The organism is Gymnodinialimonas sp. 202GB13-11 (genome assembly GCF_040932485.1).
In the GTDB taxonomy this organism is placed as follows: Bacteria; Pseudomonadota; Alphaproteobacteria; order Rhodobacterales; family Rhodobacteraceae; genus Gymnodinialimonas; species Gymnodinialimonas hymeniacidonis.
Map to the genome: position 1 here is coordinate 2,793,230 of NZ_JBFRBH010000001.1, position 23,781 is coordinate 2,817,010.

Annotated in this window: 26 protein-coding genes; 11 read left to right on the forward strand and 15 right to left on the reverse strand. The window is 61.1% G+C overall.

Translation table 11 applies throughout. The features are described from left to right. The first annotated feature begins 89 nt into the window (after nt 1-89). The 3 genes from V8J81_RS14155 to rimM are packed head-to-tail and all read left to right on the forward strand — an operon-like array spanning nt 90 to nt 1,465. Nucleotides 90-389 (forward strand): chorismate mutase, encoded by a 300-nt coding sequence (locus V8J81_RS14155; RefSeq protein ID WP_368476397.1) that lies wholly within the window; start codon nt 90-92, stop codon nt 387-389. Between the two features lie 41 nt (nt 390-430). After that, nucleotides 431-862: a 30S ribosomal protein S16 gene (rpsP, locus tag V8J81_RS14160; protein ID WP_368476398.1), complete on the forward strand. Its 432-nt coding sequence runs from the start codon at nt 431-433 to the stop codon at nt 860-862. Between the two features lie 60 nt (nt 863-922). Next, nucleotides 923-1,465, forward strand: a complete 543-nt coding sequence (rimM, locus tag V8J81_RS14165; RefSeq protein WP_368476399.1) for a ribosome maturation factor RimM — start codon at nt 923-925, stop codon at nt 1,463-1,465. A 90-nt stretch (nt 1,466-1,555) separates the two neighbouring features. Here rimM and V8J81_RS14170 read toward each other — a convergent pair whose 3' ends face one another. Then, nucleotides 1,556-2,317 carry an ABC transporter permease gene (locus tag V8J81_RS14170; protein WP_368476400.1) on the reverse strand — a complete coding sequence of 254 codons (762 nt, stop codon included), beginning with the start codon at nt 2,315-2,317 and terminating at the stop codon, nt 1,556-1,558. Beyond that, nucleotides 2,314-3,249 (reverse strand): ABC transporter ATP-binding protein, encoded by a 936-nt coding sequence (locus tag V8J81_RS14175; RefSeq protein WP_368476401.1) that lies wholly within the window; start codon nt 3,247-3,249, stop codon nt 2,314-2,316. The genes V8J81_RS14170 and V8J81_RS14175 overlap by 4 nt, the downstream gene beginning before the upstream one ends. Nucleotides 3,250-3,395: 146 nt before the next feature. On the opposite strand from V8J81_RS14175, the gene trmD reads away from it, so the two are divergent. The 3 genes from trmD (at nt 3,396) to rpmE (ending at nt 4,968) form a co-directional block, all read left to right on the forward strand. Next, nucleotides 3,396-4,202 carry a tRNA (guanosine(37)-N1)-methyltransferase TrmD gene (gene trmD / locus V8J81_RS14180; RefSeq protein ID WP_368476402.1) on the forward strand — a complete coding sequence of 269 codons (807 nt, stop codon included), beginning with the start codon at nt 3,396-3,398 and terminating at the stop codon, nt 4,200-4,202. A gap of 148 nt (nt 4,203-4,350) precedes the next feature. Further along, nucleotides 4,351-4,734: a 50S ribosomal protein L19 gene (rplS, locus tag V8J81_RS14185; RefSeq protein ID WP_368476403.1), complete on the forward strand. Its 384-nt coding sequence runs from the start codon at nt 4,351-4,353 to the stop codon at nt 4,732-4,734. Nucleotides 4,735-4,746: 12 nt separating this feature from the next. Continuing rightward, nucleotides 4,747-4,968, forward strand: coding sequence for a 50S ribosomal protein L31 (gene rpmE, locus V8J81_RS14190; RefSeq protein ID WP_368476404.1), 222 nt, complete (start codon nt 4,747-4,749; stop codon nt 4,966-4,968). 75 nt (nt 4,969-5,043) lie between these two features. Here rpmE and V8J81_RS14195 read toward each other — a convergent pair whose 3' ends face one another. Beyond that, on the reverse strand, nt 5,044-6,327 hold the full coding sequence (locus V8J81_RS14195; RefSeq protein WP_368476405.1) for a tetratricopeptide repeat protein: 1,284 nt from the start codon (nt 6,325-6,327) through the stop codon (nt 5,044-5,046). A 194-nt stretch (nt 6,328-6,521) separates the two neighbouring features. Between V8J81_RS14195 and V8J81_RS14200 the strand changes: the two genes are divergently transcribed. Beyond that, nucleotides 6,522-7,331, forward strand: a complete 810-nt coding sequence (locus V8J81_RS14200; protein WP_368476406.1) for a division plane positioning ATPase MipZ — start codon at nt 6,522-6,524, stop codon at nt 7,329-7,331. A 15-nt stretch (nt 7,332-7,346) separates the two neighbouring features. Here the strand turns inward: V8J81_RS14200 and V8J81_RS14205 are convergent, their stop codons facing one another. From V8J81_RS14205 to V8J81_RS14220, 4 genes are all read right to left on the reverse strand, one after another. Next, nucleotides 7,347-8,360, reverse strand: a complete 1,014-nt coding sequence (locus V8J81_RS14205) for a cytochrome d ubiquinol oxidase subunit II (protein WP_368476407.1) — start codon at nt 8,358-8,360, stop codon at nt 7,347-7,349. A gap of 6 nt (nt 8,361-8,366) precedes the next feature. Beyond that, nucleotides 8,367-9,803: a cytochrome ubiquinol oxidase subunit I gene (locus V8J81_RS14210; protein ID WP_368476408.1), complete on the reverse strand. Its 1,437-nt coding sequence runs from the start codon at nt 9,801-9,803 to the stop codon at nt 8,367-8,369. A 14-nt stretch (nt 9,804-9,817) separates the two neighbouring features. Beyond that, on the reverse strand, nt 9,818-10,366 hold the full coding sequence (locus V8J81_RS14215) for a GbsR/MarR family transcriptional regulator (RefSeq protein WP_368476409.1): 549 nt from the start codon (nt 10,364-10,366) through the stop codon (nt 9,818-9,820). A 114-nt stretch (nt 10,367-10,480) separates the two neighbouring features. After that, nucleotides 10,481-11,206, reverse strand: a complete 726-nt coding sequence (locus tag V8J81_RS14220; protein WP_368476410.1) for an HAD-IA family hydrolase — start codon at nt 11,204-11,206, stop codon at nt 10,481-10,483. A 261-nt stretch (nt 11,207-11,467) separates the two neighbouring features. On the opposite strand from V8J81_RS14220, the gene V8J81_RS14225 reads away from it, so the two are divergent. Continuing rightward, the gene (locus tag V8J81_RS14225; protein WP_368476411.1) at nt 11,468-12,328 is read left to right on the forward strand and encodes a DUF4394 domain-containing protein; all 861 of its coding nucleotides are present in this window, start codon (nt 11,468-11,470) and stop codon (nt 12,326-12,328) included. A 41-nt stretch (nt 12,329-12,369) separates the two neighbouring features. Here V8J81_RS14225 and V8J81_RS14230 read toward each other — a convergent pair whose 3' ends face one another. Next, nucleotides 12,370-13,680, reverse strand: a complete 1,311-nt coding sequence (locus tag V8J81_RS14230) for a calcium-binding protein (protein WP_368476412.1) — start codon at nt 13,678-13,680, stop codon at nt 12,370-12,372. A gap of 164 nt (nt 13,681-13,844) precedes the next feature. Beyond that, nucleotides 13,845-14,687, reverse strand: a complete 843-nt coding sequence (locus V8J81_RS14235; protein WP_368476413.1) for an MBL fold metallo-hydrolase — start codon at nt 14,685-14,687, stop codon at nt 13,845-13,847. 93 nt (nt 14,688-14,780) lie between these two features. On the opposite strand from V8J81_RS14235, the gene V8J81_RS14240 reads away from it, so the two are divergent. Continuing rightward, a complete protein-coding gene (locus V8J81_RS14240; RefSeq protein WP_368476414.1) occupies nt 14,781-15,332 on the forward strand; it encodes a hypothetical protein in 552 nt (183 codons plus the stop codon). A gap of 118 nt (nt 15,333-15,450) precedes the next feature. Here V8J81_RS14240 and V8J81_RS14245 read toward each other — a convergent pair whose 3' ends face one another. The 6 genes from V8J81_RS14245 to V8J81_RS14270 all read right to left on the reverse strand — a co-directional run bounded on the left by V8J81_RS14245 (nt 15,451) and on the right by V8J81_RS14270 (nt 21,731). Beyond that, on the reverse strand, nt 15,451-16,815 hold the full coding sequence (locus V8J81_RS14245) for a DUF3179 domain-containing (seleno)protein (protein ID WP_368476415.1): 1,365 nt from the start codon (nt 16,813-16,815) through the stop codon (nt 15,451-15,453). A gap of 172 nt (nt 16,816-16,987) precedes the next feature. Beyond that, a complete protein-coding gene (gene rpsA, locus V8J81_RS14250) occupies nt 16,988-18,814 on the reverse strand; it encodes a 30S ribosomal protein S1 (RefSeq protein WP_368476416.1) in 1,827 nt (608 codons plus the stop codon). Between the two features lie 840 nt (nt 18,815-19,654). Then, nucleotides 19,655-20,167 carry a type III secretion system chaperone family protein gene (locus V8J81_RS14255; protein ID WP_368476417.1) on the reverse strand — a complete coding sequence of 171 codons (513 nt, stop codon included), beginning with the start codon at nt 20,165-20,167 and terminating at the stop codon, nt 19,655-19,657. A gap of 103 nt (nt 20,168-20,270) precedes the next feature. Then, complete coding sequence (gene cmk / locus V8J81_RS14260) at nt 20,271-20,885, reverse strand: (d)CMP kinase (protein WP_368476418.1); 615 nt, start codon at nt 20,883-20,885, stop codon at nt 20,271-20,273. 32 nt (nt 20,886-20,917) lie between these two features. Next, entirely contained in the window at nt 20,918-21,328 is a 411-nt protein-coding gene (locus tag V8J81_RS14265; RefSeq protein WP_368476419.1) for a GFA family protein, read from the reverse strand. 55 nt (nt 21,329-21,383) lie between these two features. After that, nucleotides 21,384-21,731, reverse strand: coding sequence for a metalloregulator ArsR/SmtB family transcription factor (locus V8J81_RS14270; RefSeq protein WP_368476420.1), 348 nt, complete (start codon nt 21,729-21,731; stop codon nt 21,384-21,386). Between the two features lie 75 nt (nt 21,732-21,806). Here V8J81_RS14270 and V8J81_RS14275 point away from each other — a divergent pair, with 75 nt between their 5' ends. Further along, the gene (locus V8J81_RS14275; protein ID WP_368476421.1) at nt 21,807-22,712 is read left to right on the forward strand and encodes an acyl-CoA desaturase; all 906 of its coding nucleotides are present in this window, start codon (nt 21,807-21,809) and stop codon (nt 22,710-22,712) included. Next, a complete protein-coding gene (locus V8J81_RS14280) occupies nt 22,709-23,659 on the forward strand; it encodes an acyl-CoA desaturase (protein WP_368476422.1) in 951 nt (316 codons plus the stop codon). Before V8J81_RS14275 ends, V8J81_RS14280 begins: the two co-directional genes overlap by 4 nt. Nucleotides 23,660-23,781 lie beyond the last annotated feature (122 nt).

The window sequence follows — 23,781 nt, forward strand, 5'->3', positions numbered from 1 at the left end:
ATCGGACCAACATCGCAAAGTGTAGTTACAGAAAAACTACAGAATAACTACAGCTTCACTACAGCGGTTTTCGCCGCCTCGGAGGCCCCATGACACAAGACGCCACCACACGCGCCGCCGAGATTTTGGCAGGCCACCGCGACAGCATCGACCGCCTCGATGCGATCCTGATTTACACTCTGGGTGAACGCTTCAAGCACACCCAAGCCGTCGGTCGCCTCAAGGCCGAACACGACCTTCCGCCCTCCGATCCGGCCCGCGAGGCCAAGCAGATCGCCCGGCTCGAAGACCTTGCAAACCGGGCCGACCTCGACCCGGAATTTGCCAAGAAATTCCTACGTTTCGTGATCGACGAAGTCATTCGCCATCACGAGCAACATCAATCCTGAGACTGCGGTCTCACCCAGCCATTCCATAGGAGATACTCACAATGGCCATGAAAATTCGTCTCGCCCGCGGCGGCTCCAAAAAGCGTCCTTTCTATCGCATCGTGGCGGCAGACAGCCGCATGCCCCGCGACGGCCGCTTCATCGAGAAGCTCGGCACCTACAACCCGCTCCTGCCCAAAGACAGCGAAGAGCGCGTGAAGATGGACATGGAGCGCGTGCAGCACTGGCTCGACAAAGGCGCCCAGCCCACCGACCGTGTGAGCCGCTTCCTTGAAGCCGCTGGTGTGCTCGAAAAGAAAGAGCGCGCCAACATGGAGAAGGCGCAGCCCGGCAAGAAAGCCGTCGAGCGCGCCGAAGAGAAAGCCGCAAAGGCCGCTGAAGCAGCCGAAGCCGCAGCCGCTCCTGCCGAAGAAGAAGCACCGGTTGAAGAGGCTCCCGCTGAGGAAGCCGCAGCCGAAGAAACGGCTGAGTAATCAGTGTATTGGGCGCCCGTATCTGCGGGCGCCCTTCCCCATTCAGGACCAAGCATCGCCATGGCCAAACCCGACCATATCTGCGTCGGCGCCATAATGGGCGCCTTCGGTGTCCGCGGCGAAGTGCGCGTCAAAAGCTTCTGCGCCGAACCCTCCGACATTGCCTCCTACGGTCCTTTGGAAACCGAGGATGGCACCACGACCTACAAGATCACCCTGACCCGCCCGGTCAAAACCGGCTACGCGGTCAGACTCTCAGGTGTGCAAACCAAGGAACAAGCCGACGCTCTCAAAGGCACCCGGCTTTACGCCCCTCGCGCAGCCCTCCCAAACCTGCCAGATGACGAATTCTACCACACGGACTTGATCGGCCTCACAGTCCTCGACACGGGCGGAGAGACCATCGGCAAGATCGCCGCCGTCCTCAACCACGGCGCAGGCGACTTGCTGGAAGTGCGCGGCAAGGGCCTCGGCAACGGGGTCCTGATCCCCTTCACCGCCACCGTCGTCCCCACAATCGACTTGCAAGCTGGCCGCGCCATCATCGACCCGCCCGAGGGCTTGCTGGACCCACCGTCCAAGACGGACAAAAGCGCCAACTAGGGCCTTTCCTTGTCTCGAGAATACCTCTGAGGTGTCGCGCACCACGCGACGGCGAGGTGAAAGACGTGCGGCGCAAGCCGCTCCTTCAGATCACGCGCGAATGCGCCAGCCGGTTTTGAAGATCCATCCGATAGTCAGGATGCACGCCCCGGTGAACCCAAGGATCGCCACGATGGACCAGACGAGCGCCACATCCGCCGTCCCGAAGAAACTCCACCGGAACCCGCTGACCAGATAGACTACCGGATTGAACAGGCTGATGGTCTGCCAGACGTCCGGTAGCATGGTGATCGAATAAAACGATCCGCCAAGGAAGACCAAAGGCGTCACGGCGAGCAATGGGATCAACTGCAACTGCTCGAAATTCTGCGCCCAAATGCCGATGATGAAGCCGAACAGGCTGAACGACAGGCAGGTCAGGACAAGGAATGTCAGCATCCAGATCGGGTGCAGGATTTGCAGATCGACAAAGAAAAACGCCGTGATGAGGATGATGATCCCTATCATGAAACTTTTTGTTGCTGCCGCCAGCACGTAGCCCGCCGTGATCTCAAGAAAGCTCGCGGGCGCGGACAGCAATTCATAAATCGTGCCAATGAACTTGGGGAAGTAGATGCCGAAGGAGGCATTCGAGATCGACTGCGTTAGCACCGTCAACATGATGAGGCCCGGCACGATGAACGCGCCGTAGCTGACGCCTTCGACCTGATCGATCCGCGACCCGATCGCCGTGCCGAACACCACGAAATACAGAGACGTGGATAGAACCGGCGACACGATGGATTGTGCAATCGTGCGGAAGGTGCGTGCCATTTCAAAGCGATAGATCGCGCGGACGGCTTGAAGGTTCATGCCGCGTCTCCTTCCTGCACAAGGCCCACGAAGATTTCTTCAAGGCTCGATTGCTTGGTTTCCACGTCCGCCACTTGCACGCCCGCCTCTTGCAGGGCCCCCAGCAGCCTTACGATCCCTGTCCGCTCCGCCCGCGTGTCATAGCGATAGGTCAGGCGCTTTCCATCTTTGGCCAGCTCAAGGTCCCGGTCCGCGACTGCCTCGGGCACCGCCTCCAAAGGTGCGGCCAAATCGATCCGCAATTCCTTTTGACCCATCCGGGCCATCAGGTTGCCCTTCTCCTCGACCAACAGGATCTGACCCTTGTTGATCACGCCCACCCGGTCTGCCATCGCCTCGGCCTCTTCGATGTAGTGGGTCGTCAGGATGATCGTCACGCCCGACTCCTTCAGGCGACGCACGACCTCCCACATGTCGCGGCGCAGCTCCACGTCCACACCCGCCGTCGGCTCATCGAGGAACAGCACACGCGGCTCGTGCGAAAGCGCCTTGGCTATCAGCACCCGCCGTTTCATCCCGCCCGACAACTCGCGGATCGCATTGTCCTTTTTGTCCCACAGCGACAGGTCCCGCAGGATTGCCTCGATCTTGGCATCGTCCGGCGCCTTGCCAAACAACCCGCGCGAAAAGCGCACCGTGTTGATGACCTTCTCGAACGGCTCAAGGTTGATCTCCTGCGGCACCAACCCGATCAGCGCCCGCGCCTCGCGGTAGTCGCGTTGCGTGTCATGCCCGCCCACCGACACCGCGCCGGAGGTCGGCTGCACGATCCCGCAAATCGCCGAAATCAGCGTCGTCTTGCCCGCACCATTCGGCCCGAGCAAAGCAAGGATCTCGCCTTCCATGATCTCCAGTGACACAGCGTCCAGCGCGGTGAACCCCCCATCATAGGTCTTGGTCAATTGATCGACTTTGAGGATCGGGGATGTCATGGGCGTCTCTCCTTGGACAGCAACAGCTACGCCGATGCGCAGCGCGCGACAAGGCGCGGGTTTGCATGGGACCTCTGCATTTCTGAACATTGCTGACACCGCCTGTCATGATTGATCCCGCGCCCTGCCCCGCGTAGACCCGCCCCATGACCGACAAGCCCGCCAAATCCCACGGACGCCTCAGCCAATCCGCCAGCCTGCAACCGCGTGAGCTGATGACGGACCGCCCCCGCCTCAAAGGGGCGTGGACGGCCAAGGTGCTGACGCTGTTTCCCGAAACCTTCCCAGGCGTTCTGGGCGCATCGCTGACCGGTAAAGCGCTAAAGGATGGGCTTTGGGCACTGGAACCCATCGGCCTGCGGACCTTCGGCACCGGCAAGCATCGGCAGGTCGATGACACGCCAGCCGGTGGCGGCGCGGGGCTGGTGATGAAACCCGACGTCATGGGCCGCGCGCTGGATATGGCGCTCGCGGGCACGCCAAGCGATCCCGTCAAATGGCCCCGCGTCTACCTTTCCCCACGCGGCAAACCGTTCGACCAACGCGACGCCGAACGCTTCGCGCAGGCCGAGGGGATGACGCTGGTCTGCGGCCGGTTCGAAGGCCTCGACCAAAGGGTGATCGACCACTACGCCCTCGAAGAAATCTCCATTGGCGACTACGTTTTGACCGGCGGTGAACTGGCCGCGCAGGTTCTGCTCGATGCCACCGTGCGGCTCATCCCCGGCGTGCTTGGCAATGCGGAATCCACGCAGGAAGAGAGCTTCCAGAACGACCTCCTAGAGCATCCGCAATACACCAAACCTGCCGAATGGCGTGGCCATGCAATCCCGCCCGTGCTCCTGTCCGGCGACCATGGCGCAGTGGCGCAATGGCGACGGGAACAGGCCGAGGCCCTCACCCGTGCCCGCCGCCCGGATCTTTGGGCAAAACACCAAGACAATAAGGGTTGATCGCCCACCCCCTCCCCCGTATACGCAGCACATCGCGGCGGCCTGGGTGACTCGGGCCGCTTTGATCGTTTGCCGGAACGTGTCCTGCAGCAAAAAAGAATTGATCCGCGGGCAAACCGCGCAGAACCAGTGAAAAGGAGCGCATCAGATGGACTTGATCGCACAGATCGAGGCGGAACAAGTCGCCGCCCTCGGGAAAGACATTCCCGATTTCAAAGCCGGGGATACCGTGCGCGTGGGCTTCCGCGTGACGGAAGGCACCCGCACCCGTATTCAGAACTTCGAAGGCGTCTGCATTGCGCGGAAGAACGGCGACGGCATTGCCGGCTCGTTCACTGTGCGCAAGATTTCCTCCGGTGAGGGCGTGGAACGTGTGTTCCCCCTGCACTCGACGAACATCGACAGCATCACCGTCGTGCGCCGTGGCCGTGTGCGCCGCGCGAAGCTCTACTACCTCCGCTCGCGCCGCGGTAAGTCCGCGCGTATCGCCGAGGACACCACCTACAAGCCGCGCAAAAGCGCCGAAGCGTAAGGAGACCACGAGATGAAAAAGGATCTGCATCCCGATTATCACGTGATCGACGTGAAAATGACCAACGGCGACATCGTTCAGATGCGCTCGTCCTGGGGTTCCGAAGGCGACACCCTGTCGCTCGACATCGACCCCACGGTGCACCCGGCTTGGACCGGCGGCGGCGCCCGTCTGCTCGACACCGGCGGCCGCGTGTCGAAGTTCAAGAAGAAGTACGAAGGTCTGGGCTTCTAAGCCACGTCACCTTCACAGAATTCGAAACGCCGCCCTCAATCGGGGCGGCGTTTTTCGTTGAAATCAGCTACGCGCCTAAGCGTATCCGGCGAGCGGTGCGGCCTCCGCAAAAATTGGCCGCCGCGTTGCCGCCGCACGCTTCGCTTCGTCCTTCCGGCCCAACCGCATCAGGCACAACATCCACGTCAGCTCCAACAGATCCCGCTGAGCTCGGCTCCCGCCGAACCGCGCATGATCTGCCATCACGGGCGTCAGCGCCTCCAACGCCCCCTCCCAATCCTGCCGCGCAACGGCCTGCCACCCCCGCGCCACAGGCCGCACCAGATCGGCGGCGAACCCGCGCTTGGCCTCTGCCAGCTTCGCCAATGCCTCTCCATTGCCCGCAATCGCATGGGCCAGCGCCGCATGCATGTCGGCAAAGCTCTGCCCGGGATTGGCGAACGTCTCACAAGCATAGGCCGAGACGGCCTGCCAGCGCTCCGGCGCAACCTCCTGCCCCGCCAATTCCGCGCGCCACAACAACGCCGCCGCGTCGGTCAGCACGTTGATCGGCAAGGCCGACCCCGGTCCGGTGCCCGGCCCAACCCCGCCGTCATACCACGCCCAGAACGCCGCCATATCGCCCTGCTCAAGCGCCCAAAGCGCCGCGTGCCACGACAGATGCCCATGCAGCAGCCCGCGCGGATCATAGCCCTCCATCCATGCATCCAGATAGGCGCGACCCTCCGCCGTCTGCCCCATCTCGTACATCGCGTGGGATTTGAAATGGCTAGCATTGGCATTGCCGTTGTTCAGCTCCAACGACCGCTCCATCACCTCCAATGCCCGGTCGGGCCGACCATTCTCACACAGCGATTGCGCATGGACCGACAGGAACCACCAATCCTCGCCATAGGCCGGCGCCAGGGCCGAGGTATAGGCAAGCATCTCAGCCTCGCGGCCAGCACAGCCGGAAAAGCCGATCAGGCCGAACACCTGGCAGTTCAACTGCGCCACAATCGGATCACAGGGCCAGTCACGCACATGGGCATTCACCGCCGCGCGCGCCTCAACCGGTTTACCGCTCATCAACAGTTCATAGACATGGATATGCGACCGCTCCCGATCACTCAGCCCATCGGCCAGCGCCACCGCACGGGCTACCGCTTCGCGCGCGCCAGCCATGTCGTTGGCATACATCAGTGCCCGTGCATGGCCGACATGCCCCAAGGCAAAGCGATCGTCCAACTCGACCACCCGCGCCAGCGCCTCCACGCCGCCATATGTGTTGCCCAGAACGTGATCCACACCCTCCACGTAGGCCGAAGCCGCGTCTGCCGAGGCTGTGCTCAAGGCATTCCCGTACCGATCCTGCTGCATCCGTGTCCCTCCCCGTTGCGGCAAAAGCGTCGCACGGGCGGCACGATTCGGTCCATTGCCCTGCGCTTTCACCTTAACAGCCCCCCGGAGCGTCCCTATACTTCGCCCCAACACCTCGCGCCCCGTCAACGAAGGGCGCACGGATAAGGCGATCCGTCACGCAGGGTCGCACAGCCAAAAGGCGGGACAGGCAGATGGCACATATTATCGTGCTCGGGAACGAGAAGGGCGGATCGGGCAAATCCACCACCGCCATGCACATCGCGACAGCGCTTGCGCGGATGGGCCATGTGGTGGGCGGGCTGGATTTGGACCTGCGGCAACGCAGCTTTCACCGCTACCTGCAAAACCGTGAGGCGACGATTGCCCGCAAAGGTATGGACGTGGCCTGCCCGCTCGTACTCGACCTGCCAGACATGTCCCCCGACGACATCGGCGAAGGTGAGAATATCTATGACCGCCGCCTCTCCGCCGCCGTGGCCGACCATGAGGCGCGCTGCGATTTCATCGTGATCGACTGCCCCGGAAGCCACACCCGGCTGAGCCAGGTGGCCCATTCGCTGGCCGACACGCTCGTGACGCCGCTGAACGACAGTTTTGTAGATTTCGACCTGCTCGCAAAGATCGACCCTGAGACCTATGAACTCAAGGGACCGTCCGTTTATTCCGAGATGGTCTGGCACGCCCGCCAGCTGCGCGCCAAGGCAGGGCTACAGCCCACCGATTGGGTCGTGGTGCGCAACCGCCTGCCTTCTCAGCAGATGCACAACAAACGCAAGATCGGCAAAGCGCTGGAAGAACTCGCCAAGCGCATCGGCTTCCGCGTCGCGCCGGGCTTTTCCGAGCGTGTGATTTTCCGCGAACTCTTCCCGTCCGGAATGACCCTGCTGGACCTGCGCGATCTGGGCGTTGAGCGGCTCAACATCTCCAACGTCGCCGCCCGGCAAGAGGTCCGCGATCTCGTCGCAGCCCTCAACCTGCCCGGCGTCAGCGTCGATTTCTAGGCTGGTTGCGCTGCCCTAGTCGTAACGCAGCGCCGTCGCTTTACCGCGGAAGATGTAATAGGCGAGGATCGAATATCCCGCGATGGTTGGCACGACGAAGCACGCCCCCACGAGGATGATCATCAGGCTCTCCGGCGCCGCCGCAGCCTCGTAAATCGTCAGCTGTTCGGGAACGACATAGGGGTAAAAGCTGTAAGCCAGCCCCAGATACGCCAGCGCGAAAATCGCGGTGGAGACCGCAAACGGCAGCCAGGATCGCGCGTCGTTCTCAAACGGCATCTGCCGGATCATCCGCCACAGCACCACCACAAGGATCAAAGAGATGATCGGGATGGGCGCGAGGTAAAGCGCGTTTGGGAAATCGAGCCAGCGGTCGAAAATGCGGGTGGAGACCAAGGGCGTTGCCAGCGACACGGCGCCGATCCCGATGATGATGCCCCAAAGGCTTTCCTTCGCCCATTGCACGGCCTTCAACTGCAAGCCGCCTTCCGCCTTGTGGATCAACCATGTCGCCCCGATGAAGCTATAGCCCACGGCCAGTGCCACAGCCGTCAGCGCACCAAACGCGTAGGTCGCCAGCGTTTGCTCAAGCCCCATGATGTAGATGCCCAACATGAAGCCCTGTGACAGCGCCGTCAGGGTGGAGCCCACGAAGAACAGGTTGTTCCATAGGCGCTTGTGCTTCGCGTGCGCCTTGGCCCGGAACTCGAAGGCCACGCCGCGCAGGATCAACCCGATCAGCATGATGAAGACAGGCAGGTACAAAGCCGTCAGGATCATCCCGTGCGCCGTCGGGAAGGCCACCAGCAGCAGCCCAACCGCAAGCACCAGCCATGTCTCGTTGGCATCCCAGAACGGCCCGATGGAGCCAATCATCTTGTCCTTCTCGGCATCGTCGGCGAGGGGAAAAAGGATCCCCACGCCCAGATCGAACCCATCGAGGACAACGTAGACCAGGATAGAAAAGCCCATGAGCGAGGCAAAGGCCCACGGCAGCCACTCGGCGGGATTGGCGAAATCAGGAAACATGATGCGTTACTCCGCCGGGGTCAGCGCCGCCACCTGCGCCTTGCCGGAATGTTCCATGTCAATCGCCCGGCCATCGTCACCGCGTGCCGCCTTGCGGGCGAGGTAAACGATCACGCTGATATAGGCGAATAGCAGCGCTGCATAAGCCACGAGGTAGCCGATCAGCGTTCCGGCGACCATGCCAGCGGGCACTTGCGCCACAGCCTCGGCCGTTGTCACCACGCCGTTCACCAACCACGGCTGGCGGCCAATCTCGGTCGTGTACCACCCGGCCAAAGTCGCCACCCAGCCACTGAACGCCATTGGCACCAGCGCGAACAGGAACAGCTTGGGCAGGCCCTCAACAGCCAGCCAATGCCGCGTGGCCGAGGCTTCGTGCATATGCCGACGCTTCCACATCAGGAACACGGCCAGCCACGACATCGCCAGCATCGCCAAGCCCGTGCCAACCATCGTCCTGAAACTCCAGAAAACCGGTGCGACGGGCGGGTGCATCACGGTGCCGTCCTCTTCGACGAACTCGTTCAGGCCCACGACTTCCCCGTCCCACGAATGGGTTAGGATCAGCGAGGCGAGGCCGGGGATGCCGATCTCATAATCGTTCGAGCGCGTCTCTTCGTTGGGCAGCGCAAACAGGATCAGCGGAACGTTCGTGCCGGTCTCCCAATTGCCTTCCATCGCCGCAACCTTCGCAGGCTGATACTCCTTCGTGTTCAGACCATGCAGGTCGCCCACGAAAATCTGCACCGGGATCAACAGCGCGCCCAGGCATAGACCAACCTTCAACATGGTCTTCACCTCGCGCGTCCGGTCGCCCATCAGGCGGCGCAGCGCGCTGACGCCTGCGATCAGGAAGGCCACCGTCAGGAAGCTCGCCAACATCATGTGCATGAAGCGGTAAGGCATGGACGGATTGAAGATGATCTCCCACCAGCTGGTGGCGAAGGCCACGCCATCGACCATTTCAAAGCCCTGTGGCGTGTGCATCCAGCTGTTGAGCACGATGATCCAGAAGGCCGACATCGTGGTGCCAAAGGCCACCAGGAACGTTGCCAGCATATGCAGCCACCCAGGCACACGGGAAAAGCCGAACAGCATGATGCCGATGAATACCGCCTCAAGGAAGAAGGCCGTCATCACCTCGTAGGCCAGAAGCGGCCCCGCGATATTGCCCACGGTTTCCATGAATCCCGGCCAATTGGTGCCGAACTGGAACGACATAGTGATGCCGCTGACCACACCCATGGCAAAAGACAGGGCAAAGATTTTCACCCAGAAGCGATAGGCATTCATCCACTTTTCATCCTGGGTCTGCGCAAAGCGCACCCGGAAAAAGAACAACACCCAGCCCAAGGCGATCGTGATCGTCGGGAACAGGATGTGGAACGAGATATTGGCCGCAAATTGAATGCGGCTCAGCATAAGGGTATCGAGGGCTTCCATAGTGATGTCCTCTCTTACTTGCGTTTCGTCAGCGACAGAGCGCCGCTGGTTCTGTCGATCAGGCCAGCAATCTTGCTGCCCAACGTCATGAGTTTGACCAATCTTTCGGTCTCCAGCTTCTCCATGTCGTCGTAGAAGCCGGTCATCAGTTCGATCATCTCGCGAAGTTCTGCGATCCGGGCCTCGGCGTAATCGTCGCCCTGCGGCCCCTCCATCTCCAGCTCGCGCAATTTCGTTAAGGTCGGGTCAATCTCGCGCTTCTTGCGTTCCGCAATCAGGATGCGCGTGATCTCCCACATATCCTCTGGGGTGGTGAAATAGTCCCGACGGTCGCCAGGGAAATGGCGCAGTCGCACCAAATTCCACGCCTGAAGCTCTTTAAGCCCCATCGACGTGTTGGATCGGCTGACGCCGAGCCCCTCAGTGATCTGTTCTGCATTCAGCGGCTCGGACGACAAGAACAACAGGGCATAGATTTGCCCCACCGTCCGGTTGATGCCCCAGCGGCTGCCCATTTCGCCAAAATGCAGGACAAACTCCTGCTGTAGATTTGTCAGTTTCATCAGTCCCGTTCGCGCGATTCTGAGATTTCAGTAATTTCTGAAATTGAGATAATGCTTGAAAACGCAAAGGCAAAGCTAAACCGGTGCGACACATCGCACCCTTCTAAGGACGGCTCACACCACAGCTTCGGGCAACAGCAGAGCCGCTAGGTGTTCAAAATCCCGCGCGACGCAGATTGCTCCTTCCGACAGCAATTCAACACCTTGGTTGTAGCCCCAGTTTACGCCCACGGCCCGAATGCCTGCGGCCCGCGCCATCCGCATGTCATAGCGTGAATCGCCTACCAGCAAGGTCTCACCAATGGATCGCCCGGTCGCCATCATGGCCCGCCGCACCATCGTCGGATCGGGTTTGGACGGATTGTCATCGGCGCATTGGACCGTGTGGAAATACTGCCCCCAATTGTTGTCGGACAACATGAACTCCGTACTCCGCCGCGCCTTGCCGGTCGTCAGGCCAAGTACGAACCCCGCCTCCCGAAGCCGCCGCAGGGCCTTGTCAGCGCCGGGAAAGACCTCGGGCGTCTCTTCCTGCTCGACAAGGTCGAAATAACGCAGACGATAGCCAGACAGGATCTTCGCCTGCAGATCCGCTGACTGTTTGTCAGCCAGATGAGCGACCATCTCCGGCAACGAAAGTCCGATGATAGAGCGCACGTCAGCCGTGCGCGGAGGAGCCTCTCCCGCAGCTAAAAACGCCTCGATCATTGTCCGTGCAATAAGATCACCGGCATCCAGAAGGGTGCCATCGACGTCGAAAAGTATGAGTGATCCGTTAAGCGGAACTAGATCGGGCTGGGACCCTTGCTGGGCCTTATGCGACCAATGTCGACCAGCCATGTTACCCGTGAGACAGAAGTACACTCTGATATTTCAAACGCTAGCATGAGTCCTTAGCAGCGATAAGTGTGGTATTATCGCACTCTCCCCGGATAGGCCGGACGACGCAGCAACCCAGGCGATGGTAGAAAAAATGCTCTCCGATCGCGGCTTATTTTCTCGCCCGGCATCACACTGAAACTTTTGCAGGCGCTTACCCGTGTCTTCTCCATCGCCGCCGGACCAACCGGTCGGCCGCATTAGCTGGAGGACACTTTTCTGATGACCAACAACCTAACCAAAGCCGCCACCCTCGCCCTGCCCTTGACACTCGCGGCGCTGCCCGCCTTCGCCGATGGCCATGCTGGCACGGCCGGTTATGCGCTTGCCAATGACGGGGCGACACTCGTCGTGATGGCCTCCATTGCAGCACCGGGCGAGATCGAGACATTTGACCTCGCCACGCCGCTCCATGGCCTCGCCTACCGCCCTGTGACGGGCGAGCTCTACGGCTTCACCAATGGCATGGTTGTCACCATCAACCCAATGACAGGGGAACAGACCGACCTCGGCGCAACCTTCGCAGATGATGCGATGACCGCAGGCGACGCCGTCGCATTCGACTTCAACAACGCCATCGACGCGGTCCGCGCTGTGGGCTCCGACGGAGCCAATCTTGTCTATTTCCCGATGGACTTCGGCGACAATGACGAGCGCGCCAATTCCGTGCTGCGCTTCACCGATACCTTCTACTCAGACGGAGACATGAACGCCGACTTCACGCCGGAAATCTTCGCCAACGCCTATACCAACGCCATTGCCGGTCAGACCGCCGCAGGCACGGCGCAATTTGCGCTGGATGCGACAACGAACTCGCTCGTGGCTTTGGCCAACAATGCAGGTGAGCTGACCTCAGTGGCATTCCTCGAACTCGACGGCTCCGCCGTGGACCTCTCGCCCATGGGCGGGTTCGACATAATCTCGCCCGAAGAAGGCACCGACGCGGCCTATGCGATCCTGCAGATGGACGGCGCCGACACTGCTGGCCTCTACGCTGTGAACCTTGAAACGGCAGAGCTGACGATGCTGGCCGATCTTGGCATGGGTGGCTTCACCGGCTTTGCCGTCGCTCCCGCCATGTAAGCTGTGCTCGACCCCGCCAAAGCAGGCGGGGTCGACACCCTTCAAAAGATGAACTGGTCCCCGGTCAGGTCGGCGGATTCCACGCCCCACAGAACCACACCGCCAAGGCTACGGTCGAACGCGCCATCATCATCGCGGAAGCGCAACAGGGTCGAGGCCTGACCATCCAGAATGTAGTCGACCATGATCACCTGATCGAAGCGGTCGACCTCGCCCGCAAAGCGCATCCGATCCTCGCCGGTGTCGAAGTCACCCACCACATCGAACCCCCAATCGAAATCCGTGAACTCGAACGTATCCGCCCCGGCCCCGCCCGCCATCATGTCACGGCCCGCGCCAGAGTTCAGAACATCATCTCCGAACCCGCCCTCCAGAAGGTCGTTGCCCGCCCCGCCCAGAAGCGTGTCCTTACCACCGCCCCCATCCAGCAGATCATTACCCGATCCGCCATCAATCCAGTCCCAGCCCCAATCGCCCGAGATGATGTCGTTGCCGGCCTCACCGTGGATCACGTCACCGAACCCGCCGCCATCAATGCGGTCATTCCCGTTCCCGCCGTGGATCGTATCGAGCCCGTTTTCACCAAGGATCACGTCGTTACCTGACCCGCCCCACACGACGTCATTTCCGTCACCTGCATGAACCGTATCGTCATTGAGCCCCGCCGCGATCAGATCGCCCAAGTCCGAGCCTTCGATCAACGCAAGCGCATCGTCGCGGAACACATCCGTATCCTCAATCACCAGCCCGCCATCGGCCTCAAACCCCGCGGGCACGTAGTTCACCGGGTCCACAAACGAAACATCGACAAGCGCGTCGAAATCAGGGGCTTCCATAAGGAAATGCCCCTCCTGCGCCAGCGGGTCACTCATATCTTGGCGTGCGCCCTCCAGCGCGTAGAAGACATGGCCCGCGCCTGTATCAATCAAAAGCCATTGCTGCGGATCCATCACATCCGGCCCCAATGCACCTGCAAATTCCACCAGTCGCACGTTTTTGGGAAGGTTGTCGAAATCGAGCGTAACCCCGTCGATCAAGATACGATCTCGCGAGCGGTCGAAATCCTCGATCCGTCCGACCACCGTTGTCTGAACATTCTGAAGCGAACGGAATTCGAACGTGTCGGCACCTCCGGCGCCCCGCACGTGGTGGCCATGGCTGAACCCCGTCATCACACTGAAATCGAGGATCGTGAAATCATCCCCGTCCCCGGCATAAGTATGGATCTGGCCAAACCCCGGCCCCGCCGTCGCATGGATCGTGTCGATCCCGCCATAGGCAATGACACCGCCGCGCGTGGCTTCCAGAAAATCATCGCCCTCGGTGCCGAAAACCCGGTTGCCGTGATGCATGTCGTGCTCCGCTTGCTCAAACTGTTTGAACCAGCAGAACAGCCGACGGGATTAACAGGAGGTTAAGGGATGGACGTTGTTTGGAAATGCCACAACGTCGCCCGGATTCTGACCCGCCCGCCGCACGGGAATTGCCACGTTACGCACACAATCCGCCAGATTGCTCAATCAGCCTGCCAGCGGAACGCGTCCCCCTTTGCAACGACCCGGCCCGTTGATGGCAGCAAGAAATGCGTCCCCAGCACCTTGGCCCCGCTTTCCGCGACGGTCTCCAACAGATGCCGCCGCGCGGCGACCGCGGCCTCTTTGTCGGCATCATAGACGAAATGCCAATCCGGATAGGCGCATTGCGGGGTGCAGTGGATCGCATCACCGGTGATGACCGCCTCCGCTCCGCCCGATGTGATCCGGACGGAGACATGGCCCGGTGTATGCCCGCGCGTCGCAATCAGCGAGATGGCATCCCCAATCTTAAAATCCGCCCCGACTTCTTCGACCTGCTCGGCCTCAACCACCGGCAACACGCTCTCGCGGTACTGATCCGGCCCCACCTCTTCGAGAAACGGCAAATCGGACGCGGGCATCAGATAGCGCGCGTTGGGGAAGGTCGGCAACCAGCGCCCATCCACCAGCCGCGTATTCCAACCAACATGATCGGTGTGCAGATGCGTGCACATGACGTAATCCACATCGCCCGGTGCCGTGCCTGACGCTTCCAGCGCCGCCATGAACCGCCCGCTGTCGCGCATATTCCAATCCGGGAAATTGTTGGTCTTGTGATTGCCCACGCAGGCATCGACCAGCACAACATGGGTCCCGGTCTTCAACAGGAAGCCCTGTACCGGAAGAACCACCTTGCCCGCTGCATCCACCTGCCCCGGGGCCAGCTCGTTCATGATGCGGGCCACATCCGGCCCAGCCGTCGGGAACAGCATCTCCGCCTCGCGGAAGGGGCCGTTCATCTCAAGGATACGCCAGACTTCCACATCACCGATTTTGCACAGCATGCGCCTACCCTCCGTTGCCGCTTCGCCCCACCTTATCGTGCAAATTCATCCTCGTCCCGTGACATCCGCCGCCCGCCCACGCAGGCTACCGCAATGAAGTTGTTTGACGGAGAAGACGGCCTTTTCAAAGCCGCGCTGGAAGGCTGCCGCACCTATGGCGAATACGGGCTTGGCGCCTCTACGCTTTGGGTGGATGCCCATACCGACGCCTCTATTATTGGCGTGGAAACGGATCGCACTTGGGTTGAGCAGACGCAGGCCGCGCTCACCCGGCCGACCGCCCATGACCTTCGCCATATCGACGTGGGCCCAGTGGCCAAATGGGGCAAGCCGCGCACCTATCGCAAGCGCCGCAATTTCATCCACTATATCGAAGGCCCATGGTCCAGCCTCGCCAAGCCCGAGGTCGTGCTGATCGACGGGCGTTTCCGGGTCGCCTGCTTTCTGACGTCCCTGCGCATCGCGGATCCCGGCACCGCCCTCATCTTCGATGATTATTTGGGGCGAAAGACCTACCACATCGTCGAAGAGTTCCTGCGCCCGGAGGCCACGAATACCCGCCAAGCTGTCTTCGTCGTGCCAAAGACGCGCAACAAACCCGCGATTGAACGGATGCGCGACCAATTTCTCATGGTCATGGACTAGCGGTGCATCCCGCGTCCTTGTTTCAAAATACCTCGGGGGGCGAGGGGGCAGCGCCCCCAGATACGGGACGGCGGGAGGGGCGAGGTGCGGCTAGGCCGCAGCAGCGTCTCCCCGTCCCTCAACCGTCCGGCCACAACGCAGTGTTGGGGTGAAACTGCGACCAGGCGAACCAGAACGCCTCATGGCTGCCCAGATCTTCGCCATCGGGCCCCACAGCCCGCAATCCTCCTGCGGCTTGCACGATCCGCACATCGTCAAAAGCAACCTCGGCCCCATCGCTCAACGCCGCCAGCGCCAGACCCCGCGGGAACGCGACCGGGCGCCCGTCACCCGTGAACACACCGACCACATCCTCCTGCACCGGCAGGCGCGGATCGACATCTCCCACCGGAAAGATCGGCCCATCCGCATCGCGCGTATTGCGGAAATCGAAATCCCGCCCCAGCGCCAGCTCCTCCACCAGCACGGTCGTGTGCGGGTAAGCCTCCCGCCATGAGGCCCAGTCCGTGGTGATCACGCTGGCCTGCTGCAACTGAAGGCCCCGCACAGCCAGCGGCCCCGTCACCGCTTCGCCCGTGAAGGTATCAAAGACCGACATGGACGTGATGTCATACATCACCTTGTTCGACCGGATCAGCAGGCCCGAGGTGCGCAAGACGGGCCGCTCCACCCCGATGGGCAATTCATCCGTGAAATAGGCCTGCGCCGCACCGCACAAGGTGCAATAGGGCATGCCCAGATGCCGCCCGCCCAACGTATCGTTGACCATCTCGCGCACTTCCATGATCTGGCGCGGATAGGCGCGGGCCTCTCCGTTGATCTCGATGCCGAAAATGATGTCATCATCGTCCAGCCATGTGGCCTCGTCCGCCGTCTGCACCGGCGGATTGTCCGAGGCCGGAATGCACTGGCACGGCGTCGCTGTGGTGTCATAGGGCCGGTCATCAATCCGCACCCCACCCCACGAGACGAGGTGCCAGTCGATGTCTCCCTCGACCATCAGCTCTTCAAGCCCCGGCAGATAGGCCGTAAAAATCTGCCTCTTGTGGTCCAGATAACCGGGATAAGCGGGCACCTCCCACGCGATCAGGTGATCGGCAATCTCGGCGCGCGGGCGGAAGGTCTGCGGCTCTACACCCAGTAATTCAACGCTCACGTCACGCAACGCCACGAACACCTCAGGCCGCCAGGTGAACCGCATCAGATCCGTGATCAGCCAGGCCGCTCGGGGATCGCCCGAGGCCGCAATCGTCTCAAACGCGTCTGTGTCCACGAGGTCCCACCCCGCCTGATCCCGCCCGATCTCAATCGCACGCTGCAACGCCACCTCAAGCTCCGGCGCCAATGGGCCTTCGGGAATGGCAGGCGGCTGGCCAAACGCTTCTATGACATAATCCGGCAGATCTGTCTGGGCTGCGGCCAGAGAGGGCGCCATTGATACGGCCAAGCCAAGAGCGAGTGCTTTAAGGATCGGGGGAAGCATGGCCAGGTTCCTTCATGCAGATACAGACTAGCCTGAAAGCTAGCACCGCCCCCGCACGGCTTGTGTTCACATTCCCTTCAGACCAAGGCTACAGCCTCCAAGCCACTGACCCACAACGAAAAAGGCCCCGCCGCATCCGGCAGGGCCTTCCCCAATTCAATCGCCTTAAGGCTTAGTCGTCGTCGCTTTTCAGCGCCGCGCCGAGGATATCGCCCAGCGATGCACCGGAGTCGGAGGAGCCGAACTGTTCCACGGCTTCTTTCTCTTCCGCGATCTCGCGTGCCTTGATCGACAGACCCAGGCGGCGCGACTTGGCGTCGATGTTCGTCACACGGACGTCCACCTTGTCGCCAACGCCAAAACGCTCAGGGCGCTGCTCGGAACGGTCACGCGACAGGTCCGAGCGGCGGATGAAGGACTTCATGCCCTCATATTCCACTTCGATCCCGCCATCCTCGATCGCGGTGACTTCCACCGTGATGACCGAGCCGCGCTTCACACCTTCGACCGACTCCGCGAACGGATCACCGTCCATGGCTTTGATCGAGAGGCTGATACGCTCCTTGTCGGTGTCGACCTCGGTGACAACCGCCTTCACGATATCGCCCTTGCGGTAATCGTTGATGACGTCCTCGCCACGACCTTCCCAGGTCAGGTCGGACAGGTGCACCATGCCGTCGATCTCGCCTTCGAGCCCCACGAACAGACCGAACTCGGTGATGTTCTTGACCTCGCCCTCGACCTGCGTGCCCTCGGGGTGGCTCTCGGCGAACACTTCCCACGGGTTGCGCATGGTCTGCTTGAGGCCAAGGGAGACGCGACGTTTCACGGTGTCGATCTCCAGCACCATCACTTCGACTTCCTGAGAGGTCGAAACGATCTTGCCCGGATGGACGTTCTTCTTCGTCCAGGACATCTCGGAGACGTGGACCAGGCCTTCAACGCCCGGCTCAAGCTCAACAAACGCACCGTAATCCGTGATGTTCGTCACGCGGCCCGTGTGTACGGAATCTAGCGGGTACTTGCCTTGGACGGCATCCCACGGATCGTCCTGCAGCTGCTTCATGCCAAGGCTGATGCGGTGGGTTTCCTTGTTGACCTTGATGACCTGCACCTTGACCGTCTCGCCGATGGTCAGGATGTCTTTGGGGTCGTTCACACGGCGCCAGGCCATGTCGGTCACGTGCAGCAGGCCGTCCACGCCACCCAGATCGACGAATGCGCCGTACTCGGTGATGTTCTTGACGACACCGTCCACCACGTCGCCTTCGTTCAGCTTGCCGATCACCTCGGCGCGCTGCTCGGCGCGGGATTCTTCAAGGATTGCCCGGCGCGACACAACGATGTTGCCACGGCGACGGTCCATCTTCAGAATCTGGAACGGCTGCTTGAGGCCCATCAGAGGGCCCGCATCGCGCACGGGGCGGACATCGACCTGAGAGCCGGGCAAGAACGCAACCGCGCCACCCAGATCCACGGTGAAACCACCCTTCACGCGGCCAAAGATTGCGCCTTCGACACGCTCTTCTGCGGCATATGCCTTTTCCAGACGATCCCAGGCGGCCTCACGGCGGGCCATCTCGTGCGACAGCACGGCCTCGCCACGGGCGTTCTCGACGTTGCGAAGGTAGACTTCGACTTCGTCACCGACCTCGATCGAGGGCGCTTCACCGGGATTTGCGAATTCCTTGAGTTCAACGCGGCCTTCCATCTTGTAGCCGACGTCGATGATGGCTTGTCCCGCTTCAATCGCGATGACCTTGCCTTTGACAACCGAGCCCTCTTCGGGCGTGTCAATTTCGAAGCTTTCGTTCAGGAGGGCTTCGAATTCCTCCATGGTTGCATTTGCCATGTGGCTTTGGGTTCCTATTCGGTTTTGATCTGGCCGCGCGGTTGTCTCCGCCGGTCTTTGATTGCGTTTTTCCGCGACGTTGCTCCGAAAACGAAAGAAGGCGGGACGTATCCCACCTGCCTGCACCTTCGCCCACGATTTATGCACCGCCTTGGACTGGCGCGCGTATAGCCGGGGTTCGCCTTATGCGCAAGGGGCGTAGGGTGGGTGCAACCCACCGCGCGCCAAACCGTAGGGCGGGACTTGTCCCGCCGCCCGCTCCCCCACTCAAACCACCGGTAAACCGGTCTATCGCCGTCACGCCGGAGTGGCGATCCGACCTTCGACGAAGGCCATTTATTTCTGCCAAACTATTCGAGGCTATCTATCCAAACACTCAGCCTCTGGCACAAGTCGCATCATTTCCACAAACACGTCTGCAGGCATGAGTAAAAATCTGCCCTCCGCTTCATGGTGCGAGAACTCAGTCGGACCTTCGTGCCGGTAACGCATTGAGTATCCATTTGGCCCCCGGACAGTCCACGTTGAGTTGCCGCTCGAAGGCGGGTTCGATGACAGCTCTCGCCACCAAATCTGCAGAGTCCTGAAAGCCTCTCCGCTCATGACATGTCTCTGCCACCCTGAATTTGGTGACCTTTCAGGATCGGGCGACTTCCGAATATCGAGCCACTCAATGTCGCCCGGAACACTTTCCCAAAGTCGCACTTCCCATTGAGCGGGTAGTGTCACTGCGCGGTCAGGAGGACCAACCGGCCCGCGCTGGCGCGTTATCCAATCGAGAACCTTCTTCGCCCAAGCGATCATCCGAACCCTTGCCCAAGACACACGCCAAACCGGCTGATTTGATCCCACACACCTCACCAGCCGAACGCAGATCAAACAACCGAAAACCCGTTTTAAATCCTTAAGAAAAGGTAAACGTTTTTCTCTATTTAATTTTATATCAGATACTTACCCCACTTGCTCACGTGTGAGCAGCCCGGTCCCTCAAAGCTCCTCACCCAGCTCCAGCAGCTCCTCGATCAGCCCCCGCGTATCGCCGCCGCCAAACATCACCGCGCCCGAGGAATAGGTGTCGCCGTAGGTCTGCGCCAGCACCACAGTCTGCGCCACGCCCGAGATCAATTGATCCGTCTCCAGCGGCGAGAGCGGATGGATAAACGTCGACCAAACCCGGTTGTTGGCGATGGCGTATCTGGCATCCAAAGCCGTGTCGAAATTGGCCTGCATCAGCCGCAGCAGCGCGCCATCATCCAGCCCTTCGGCGGATGAGATCGGCACCAATATCCGCATCCGGTCCGCCGCCGGATCCATGATGACCGTGACGGGCACATTGGCGACCGTGAAGGACATGCCATTGGATTCGATCACAGCTTCCGGGTCCAGCGCCGTGAAGATTTCCGCCATCCGCTCCGGCGTCATCGGCGGTTCGGATTCCTGGGCCGCTAGGCTGAACGGCGAAAGTGCGATGAACAGGATAAGGTAGATGGCTTGGCGCATGGCTGGGTCTCCGGCGACGGGTTGATCACCGTCAGCCTAGCCCGCACCCGGCAATCTCCCTAGACCCAATCGCCTCACCCCCGGTCACGAGGGCGGCACCGGATCACGCGCCTTTGCGGGCCTCAACGGCGGCGACGGCAGCCGCTACTGCCTCATCAATGCTCATGTCGCTGGTATCGAGGACAAGGGCATCGTCGGCGGCCACCATAGGCGCTGTCGCGCGGTCCGCATCGCGGGCGTCGCGGGCCTTCACATCCGCCAAGACCTCAGCGAAATTCGCGGCAAGGCCACGCCCCGCCAGCTCATCCATCCGCCGCTGCGCGCGCACCTCGGCGCTGGCCGTGACGAACAGTTTCACCTCGGCACGCGGGCAGATCACCGTGCCAATATCGCGACCGTCGAGGACAGCTCCGCCCGAACGGTTGGCAAATGCCCTTTGAAAATCAAGCAGATGCGAGCGAACCTGGGGGATCACAGCCACCTTCGAGGCCGCCTGCGCCACGTCAGGTGTGCGCAACGCATCGGGATCACCCAAATCCTCAGGCGTCAGGCCACGCGCCGCATCTTCTGCTTTCTCACCGGCCAGCATCCGCGCGCCCACGGCCCGATAAAGCAGCCCCGTGTCCAGATGTCCGAACCCAAACTTGGCCGCAACCGCGCGCCCTATGGTTCCTTTGCCCGCAGCGGCGGGCCCGTCGATGGCTACTGTGAATCTCATCTTGCTGTTCTAGCGCGGTTTTTCGCGGCGCACTAGCGCGCCACCTGTGTCGTAAGGTTGGGATCGTATCCGCCCGCTTTGGGCAAATCATCCGTCAACTCGTAGTACCCGCCCTTGTCGTCGCAGAAGATGTGGCCTGCCATGTCTAACCCGGGGTCCCCGTCCAGAGTCCCTGCAAAGATTGAGATATTTGCCCCACCGCCGTCCCAAAACAGGTTCGATCCGCAGGCACCACAAAAGCCGCGTTTCGCAGTGTGAGATGAGGCATACCAAACCGGCTCGCCCGACATGGAAATCTCATCTCGTGCCGCCGAGGTTGCAGCGACGTGATGGCCAGACGTTTTGCGGCATTGTGTGCAATGGCAAGCGATTACAGGGCGGAGTGGGCCTGAGATCTGAAATTCGATCGCCCCGCAAAGGCAAGATCCAGTGATGTTGGCCATGGTACACCCTCGAACTGTGGTGCATCCAAACTAACTACGGAAAGCTATCAGATCGTCACGTCACCGACGGATCACCATCCGGTTCCGGCGCGCCCTGCTCCATCTCTTCACGCACTTCGCGGCGTAGCGCGCGCGACGGCGGGCAGACCTCTTGCATGAAGGTCCAGAGATGTCCGGCCAGATTCTCCTGCTCCATTCCATACAGAATGAACTGACCTTCACGCTTCTTCCAGATCAGCCCCGCCGATTCGAGGACCGACAAATGTTTGCTGACGGCGGGCTTCGACATATCGAACCGATCCGCAATCGCACCGGCGTGCAGCGGCCTTTCCCTAAGATAGGCAAGGATTTTCCGGCGCGTGGTCGAGGAAAGCGCTTCGAAGACTTTTTCAGGGCTTGACATATTTCACCAGTTAACTCACAGGTTAAATAGAGATTTCACTTATTAGTTAAATGCTGAAAGACGGAGGTGCAAGAGATGATAGCGAAATTGAGTGCAACAGATCGGGTGACGCCATGTCCTGACAGCTCGGCCACCCACGGACGCGTTGTGTGGGCACCTGCGAAATCTCTGTGGTTCACAGCAATGGCCGTCATGGGTGTGACCGGCGTTGTCTTCTTTCCCTCGTGGGAAGCCGCGGGCGTCACTTTCGCCCTGATGCTGTTGACGCTCTGCCTTGGCCATTCCGTAGGGATGCATCGCCTTCTGATCCACCGCAGCTTTGAAGCGCCGATCTGGTTGGAACACGTCCTAGTCTACCTTGGCACACTGGTCGGAATGGCAGGCCCGATTGGAATGTTCCGCATCCACGAAATCCGCGATTGGCAACAGCAGCAACCTGACTGCCACTCCTTCGCCAAACACGATGTCGGCTTCTGGCGCGATGCGCTATGGCAGATGCACTACGAGCAAGTGCTCGATCACCCGCCTGTCCTGCACATTGAAGAGCGTGTGACCCGCGACCGTTTCTATCGCTTCCTTGAGGCGACATGGCGCTGGCAGCAAGTACCGCTTGCCCTCGCTCTCTTCGCGCTGGGTGGCATCGGCTTTGTGCTGTGGGGCATCGGCCTGCGGGTGGCGGTATCGCTCGCCGGACATTGGGTGACGGTTCACTTCGCGCACACACGCGGTGAACGGCCTTTTGTGCAAAACGACATCGCCATTGATGGGCGCAATCTGCCCGCCCTCGGCCTCGTTACCTTTGGGGAGGCCTTTCACAACAACCATCACGCCTTCCCGCGTTCGGCGCGCATGGGCCATGACGCCAGCCAGATCGATCCCGGTTGGTGGGTAATCCGCACGCTCGCCGCCCTTGGCCTTGCCTGGAACATTCGCACCCCTCACGGCGTGGAAGCCCCTGCCCTGAAAGGAGCCACCCAATGACCCTGATCGACACTGACCGCGTTTTCGCCGAGGCCAACACTTCCGCAACCCAAGGGCAGATTGAGTGGGACATGCCCAAGTCGCTTTGGACGTTTGGCCATATGGCTGGGACTGTGGTCGCCCTCGTCTGGTTCCCAAGCTGGGGTGGATTCGCCGCGTTCCTCGTCTTGGCAGCTATCACCCTGTGTGCCGGTCACTCGGTCGGCATGCACCGCCTGCTGATCCACCGCAGCTTTACCGCGCCGAAATGGCTGGAGCGCACGCTTGTCTGGCTTGGCACCCTTGTTGGCATGGCGGGCCCCTTCGGCATGATCCGCGCCCACGATATGCGCGATTGGCACCAACGGCAGGTCGAATGCCCACCGCACCCGTCCCACGGCGCAGGCTGGCTGCGCGATGCCTGGTGGCAGATGCATTGCCGCTTTGCGCTGACCCACCCACCGCATTTCGAGATTGAGCCTGAGATCGCAAACGACCCCGTCTATCGCTGGATGGAGCGTCACTGGATGGCACAACAGTTGGTCCCGGCAGCCGTTCTGTTTGCGCTTGGCGGGATCGGTTGGGTTCTGTGGGGCATCTGCCTACGTGTATCGGTCTCGCTGATCGGTCATTGGGCTGTGGGGCATGCCGCGCATAAGGATGGGCATCAGGGGTGGGAGATCCGCGGCCTGCCGGTGCAGGGCTACAACCTGCGCGGGCTCGGCTTCCTGACCTTCGGTGAAAGCTTTCACGGCAATCACCATGCCTTCCCACACTCGGCACAGCTTGGGGTCGAAGAGGGGCAGCTCGATCCGGGCTACTGGTTCATTCGCGCATTGGAAGGGGTCGGTCTGGCATGGGATGTGAAAGGCCCCCACTCAGAACCCGCGCGAGAGGGATTGGCCAGAAAGGACAGCTGCGAGGAGGGCCGCCGGCCCGAGGAGGCACTGGCCCATGTCGGTGGATAGGTTTTCCCTTGGGTGTGGCTTGGCCTATTTGACTGGACTGGGTGTTGTGATGCTTTTTCTAGGCGGGCCATACCCATCGGAAAGCGGTAGCTTTGTTTTTGGCCTAACCCCTTTCATTGCAT

Bases quoted from the DNA above. Each gene is read 5' to 3' on its own strand.
- V8J81_RS14225 (WP_368476411.1), top strand. From the start codon at position 11,468: ATGACCAACAACCTAACCAAAGCCGCCACCCTCGCCCTGCCCTTGACA.
- V8J81_RS14255 (WP_368476417.1), bottom strand. From the start codon at position 20,167: ATGCGCCAAGCCATCTACCTTATCCTGTTCATCGCACTTTCGCCGTTC.
- rpsP (WP_368476398.1), top strand. From the start codon at position 431: ATGGCCATGAAAATTCGTCTCGCCCGCGGCGGCTCCAAAAAGCGTCCT.
- V8J81_RS14220 (WP_368476410.1), bottom strand. From the start codon at position 11,206: ATGGCTGGTCGACATTGGTCGCATAAGGCCCAGCAAGGGTCCCAGCCC.
- V8J81_RS14205 (WP_368476407.1), bottom strand. From the start codon at position 8,360: ATGTTTCCTGATTTCGCCAATCCCGCCGAGTGGCTGCCGTGGGCCTTT.
- V8J81_RS14195 (WP_368476405.1), bottom strand. From the start codon at position 6,327: ATGCAGCAGGATCGGTACGGGAATGCCTTGAGCACAGCCTCGGCAGAC.
- rplS (WP_368476403.1), top strand. From the start codon at position 4,351: ATGGACTTGATCGCACAGATCGAGGCGGAACAAGTCGCCGCCCTCGGG.
- V8J81_RS14245 (WP_368476415.1), bottom strand. From the start codon at position 16,815: ATGCTTCCCCCGATCCTTAAAGCACTCGCTCTTGGCTTGGCCGTATCA.
- rimM (WP_368476399.1), top strand. From the start codon at position 923: ATGGCCAAACCCGACCATATCTGCGTCGGCGCCATAATGGGCGCCTTC.
- V8J81_RS14240 (WP_368476414.1), top strand. From the start codon at position 14,781: ATGAAGTTGTTTGACGGAGAAGACGGCCTTTTCAAAGCCGCGCTGGAA.
- V8J81_RS14280 (WP_368476422.1), top strand. From the start codon at position 22,709: ATGACCCTGATCGACACTGACCGCGTTTTCGCCGAGGCCAACACTTCC.
- V8J81_RS14230 (WP_368476412.1), bottom strand. From the start codon at position 13,680: ATGCATCACGGCAACCGGGTTTTCGGCACCGAGGGCGATGATTTTCTG.
- cmk (WP_368476418.1), bottom strand. From the start codon at position 20,885: ATGAGATTCACAGTAGCCATCGACGGGCCCGCCGCTGCGGGCAAAGGA.
- rpmE (WP_368476404.1), top strand. From the start codon at position 4,747: ATGAAAAAGGATCTGCATCCCGATTATCACGTGATCGACGTGAAAATG.
- V8J81_RS14265 (WP_368476419.1), bottom strand. From the start codon at position 21,328: ATGGCCAACATCACTGGATCTTGCCTTTGCGGGGCGATCGAATTTCAG.
- trmD (WP_368476402.1), top strand. From the start codon at position 3,396: ATGACCGACAAGCCCGCCAAATCCCACGGACGCCTCAGCCAATCCGCC.
- V8J81_RS14210 (WP_368476408.1), bottom strand. From the start codon at position 9,803: ATGGAAGCCCTCGATACCCTTATGCTGAGCCGCATTCAATTTGCGGCC.
- V8J81_RS14200 (WP_368476406.1), top strand. From the start codon at position 6,522: ATGGCACATATTATCGTGCTCGGGAACGAGAAGGGCGGATCGGGCAAA.
- V8J81_RS14170 (WP_368476400.1), bottom strand. From the start codon at position 2,317: ATGAACCTTCAAGCCGTCCGCGCGATCTATCGCTTTGAAATGGCACGC.
- V8J81_RS14155 (WP_368476397.1), top strand. From the start codon at position 90: ATGACACAAGACGCCACCACACGCGCCGCCGAGATTTTGGCAGGCCAC.
- V8J81_RS14270 (WP_368476420.1), bottom strand. From the start codon at position 21,731: ATGTCAAGCCCTGAAAAAGTCTTCGAAGCGCTTTCCTCGACCACGCGC.
- V8J81_RS14275 (WP_368476421.1), top strand. From the start codon at position 21,807: ATGATAGCGAAATTGAGTGCAACAGATCGGGTGACGCCATGTCCTGAC.
- V8J81_RS14175 (WP_368476401.1), bottom strand. From the start codon at position 3,249: ATGACATCCCCGATCCTCAAAGTCGATCAATTGACCAAGACCTATGAT.
- V8J81_RS14215 (WP_368476409.1), bottom strand. From the start codon at position 10,366: ATGAAACTGACAAATCTACAGCAGGAGTTTGTCCTGCATTTTGGCGAA.
- V8J81_RS14235 (WP_368476413.1), bottom strand. From the start codon at position 14,687: ATGCTGTGCAAAATCGGTGATGTGGAAGTCTGGCGTATCCTTGAGATG.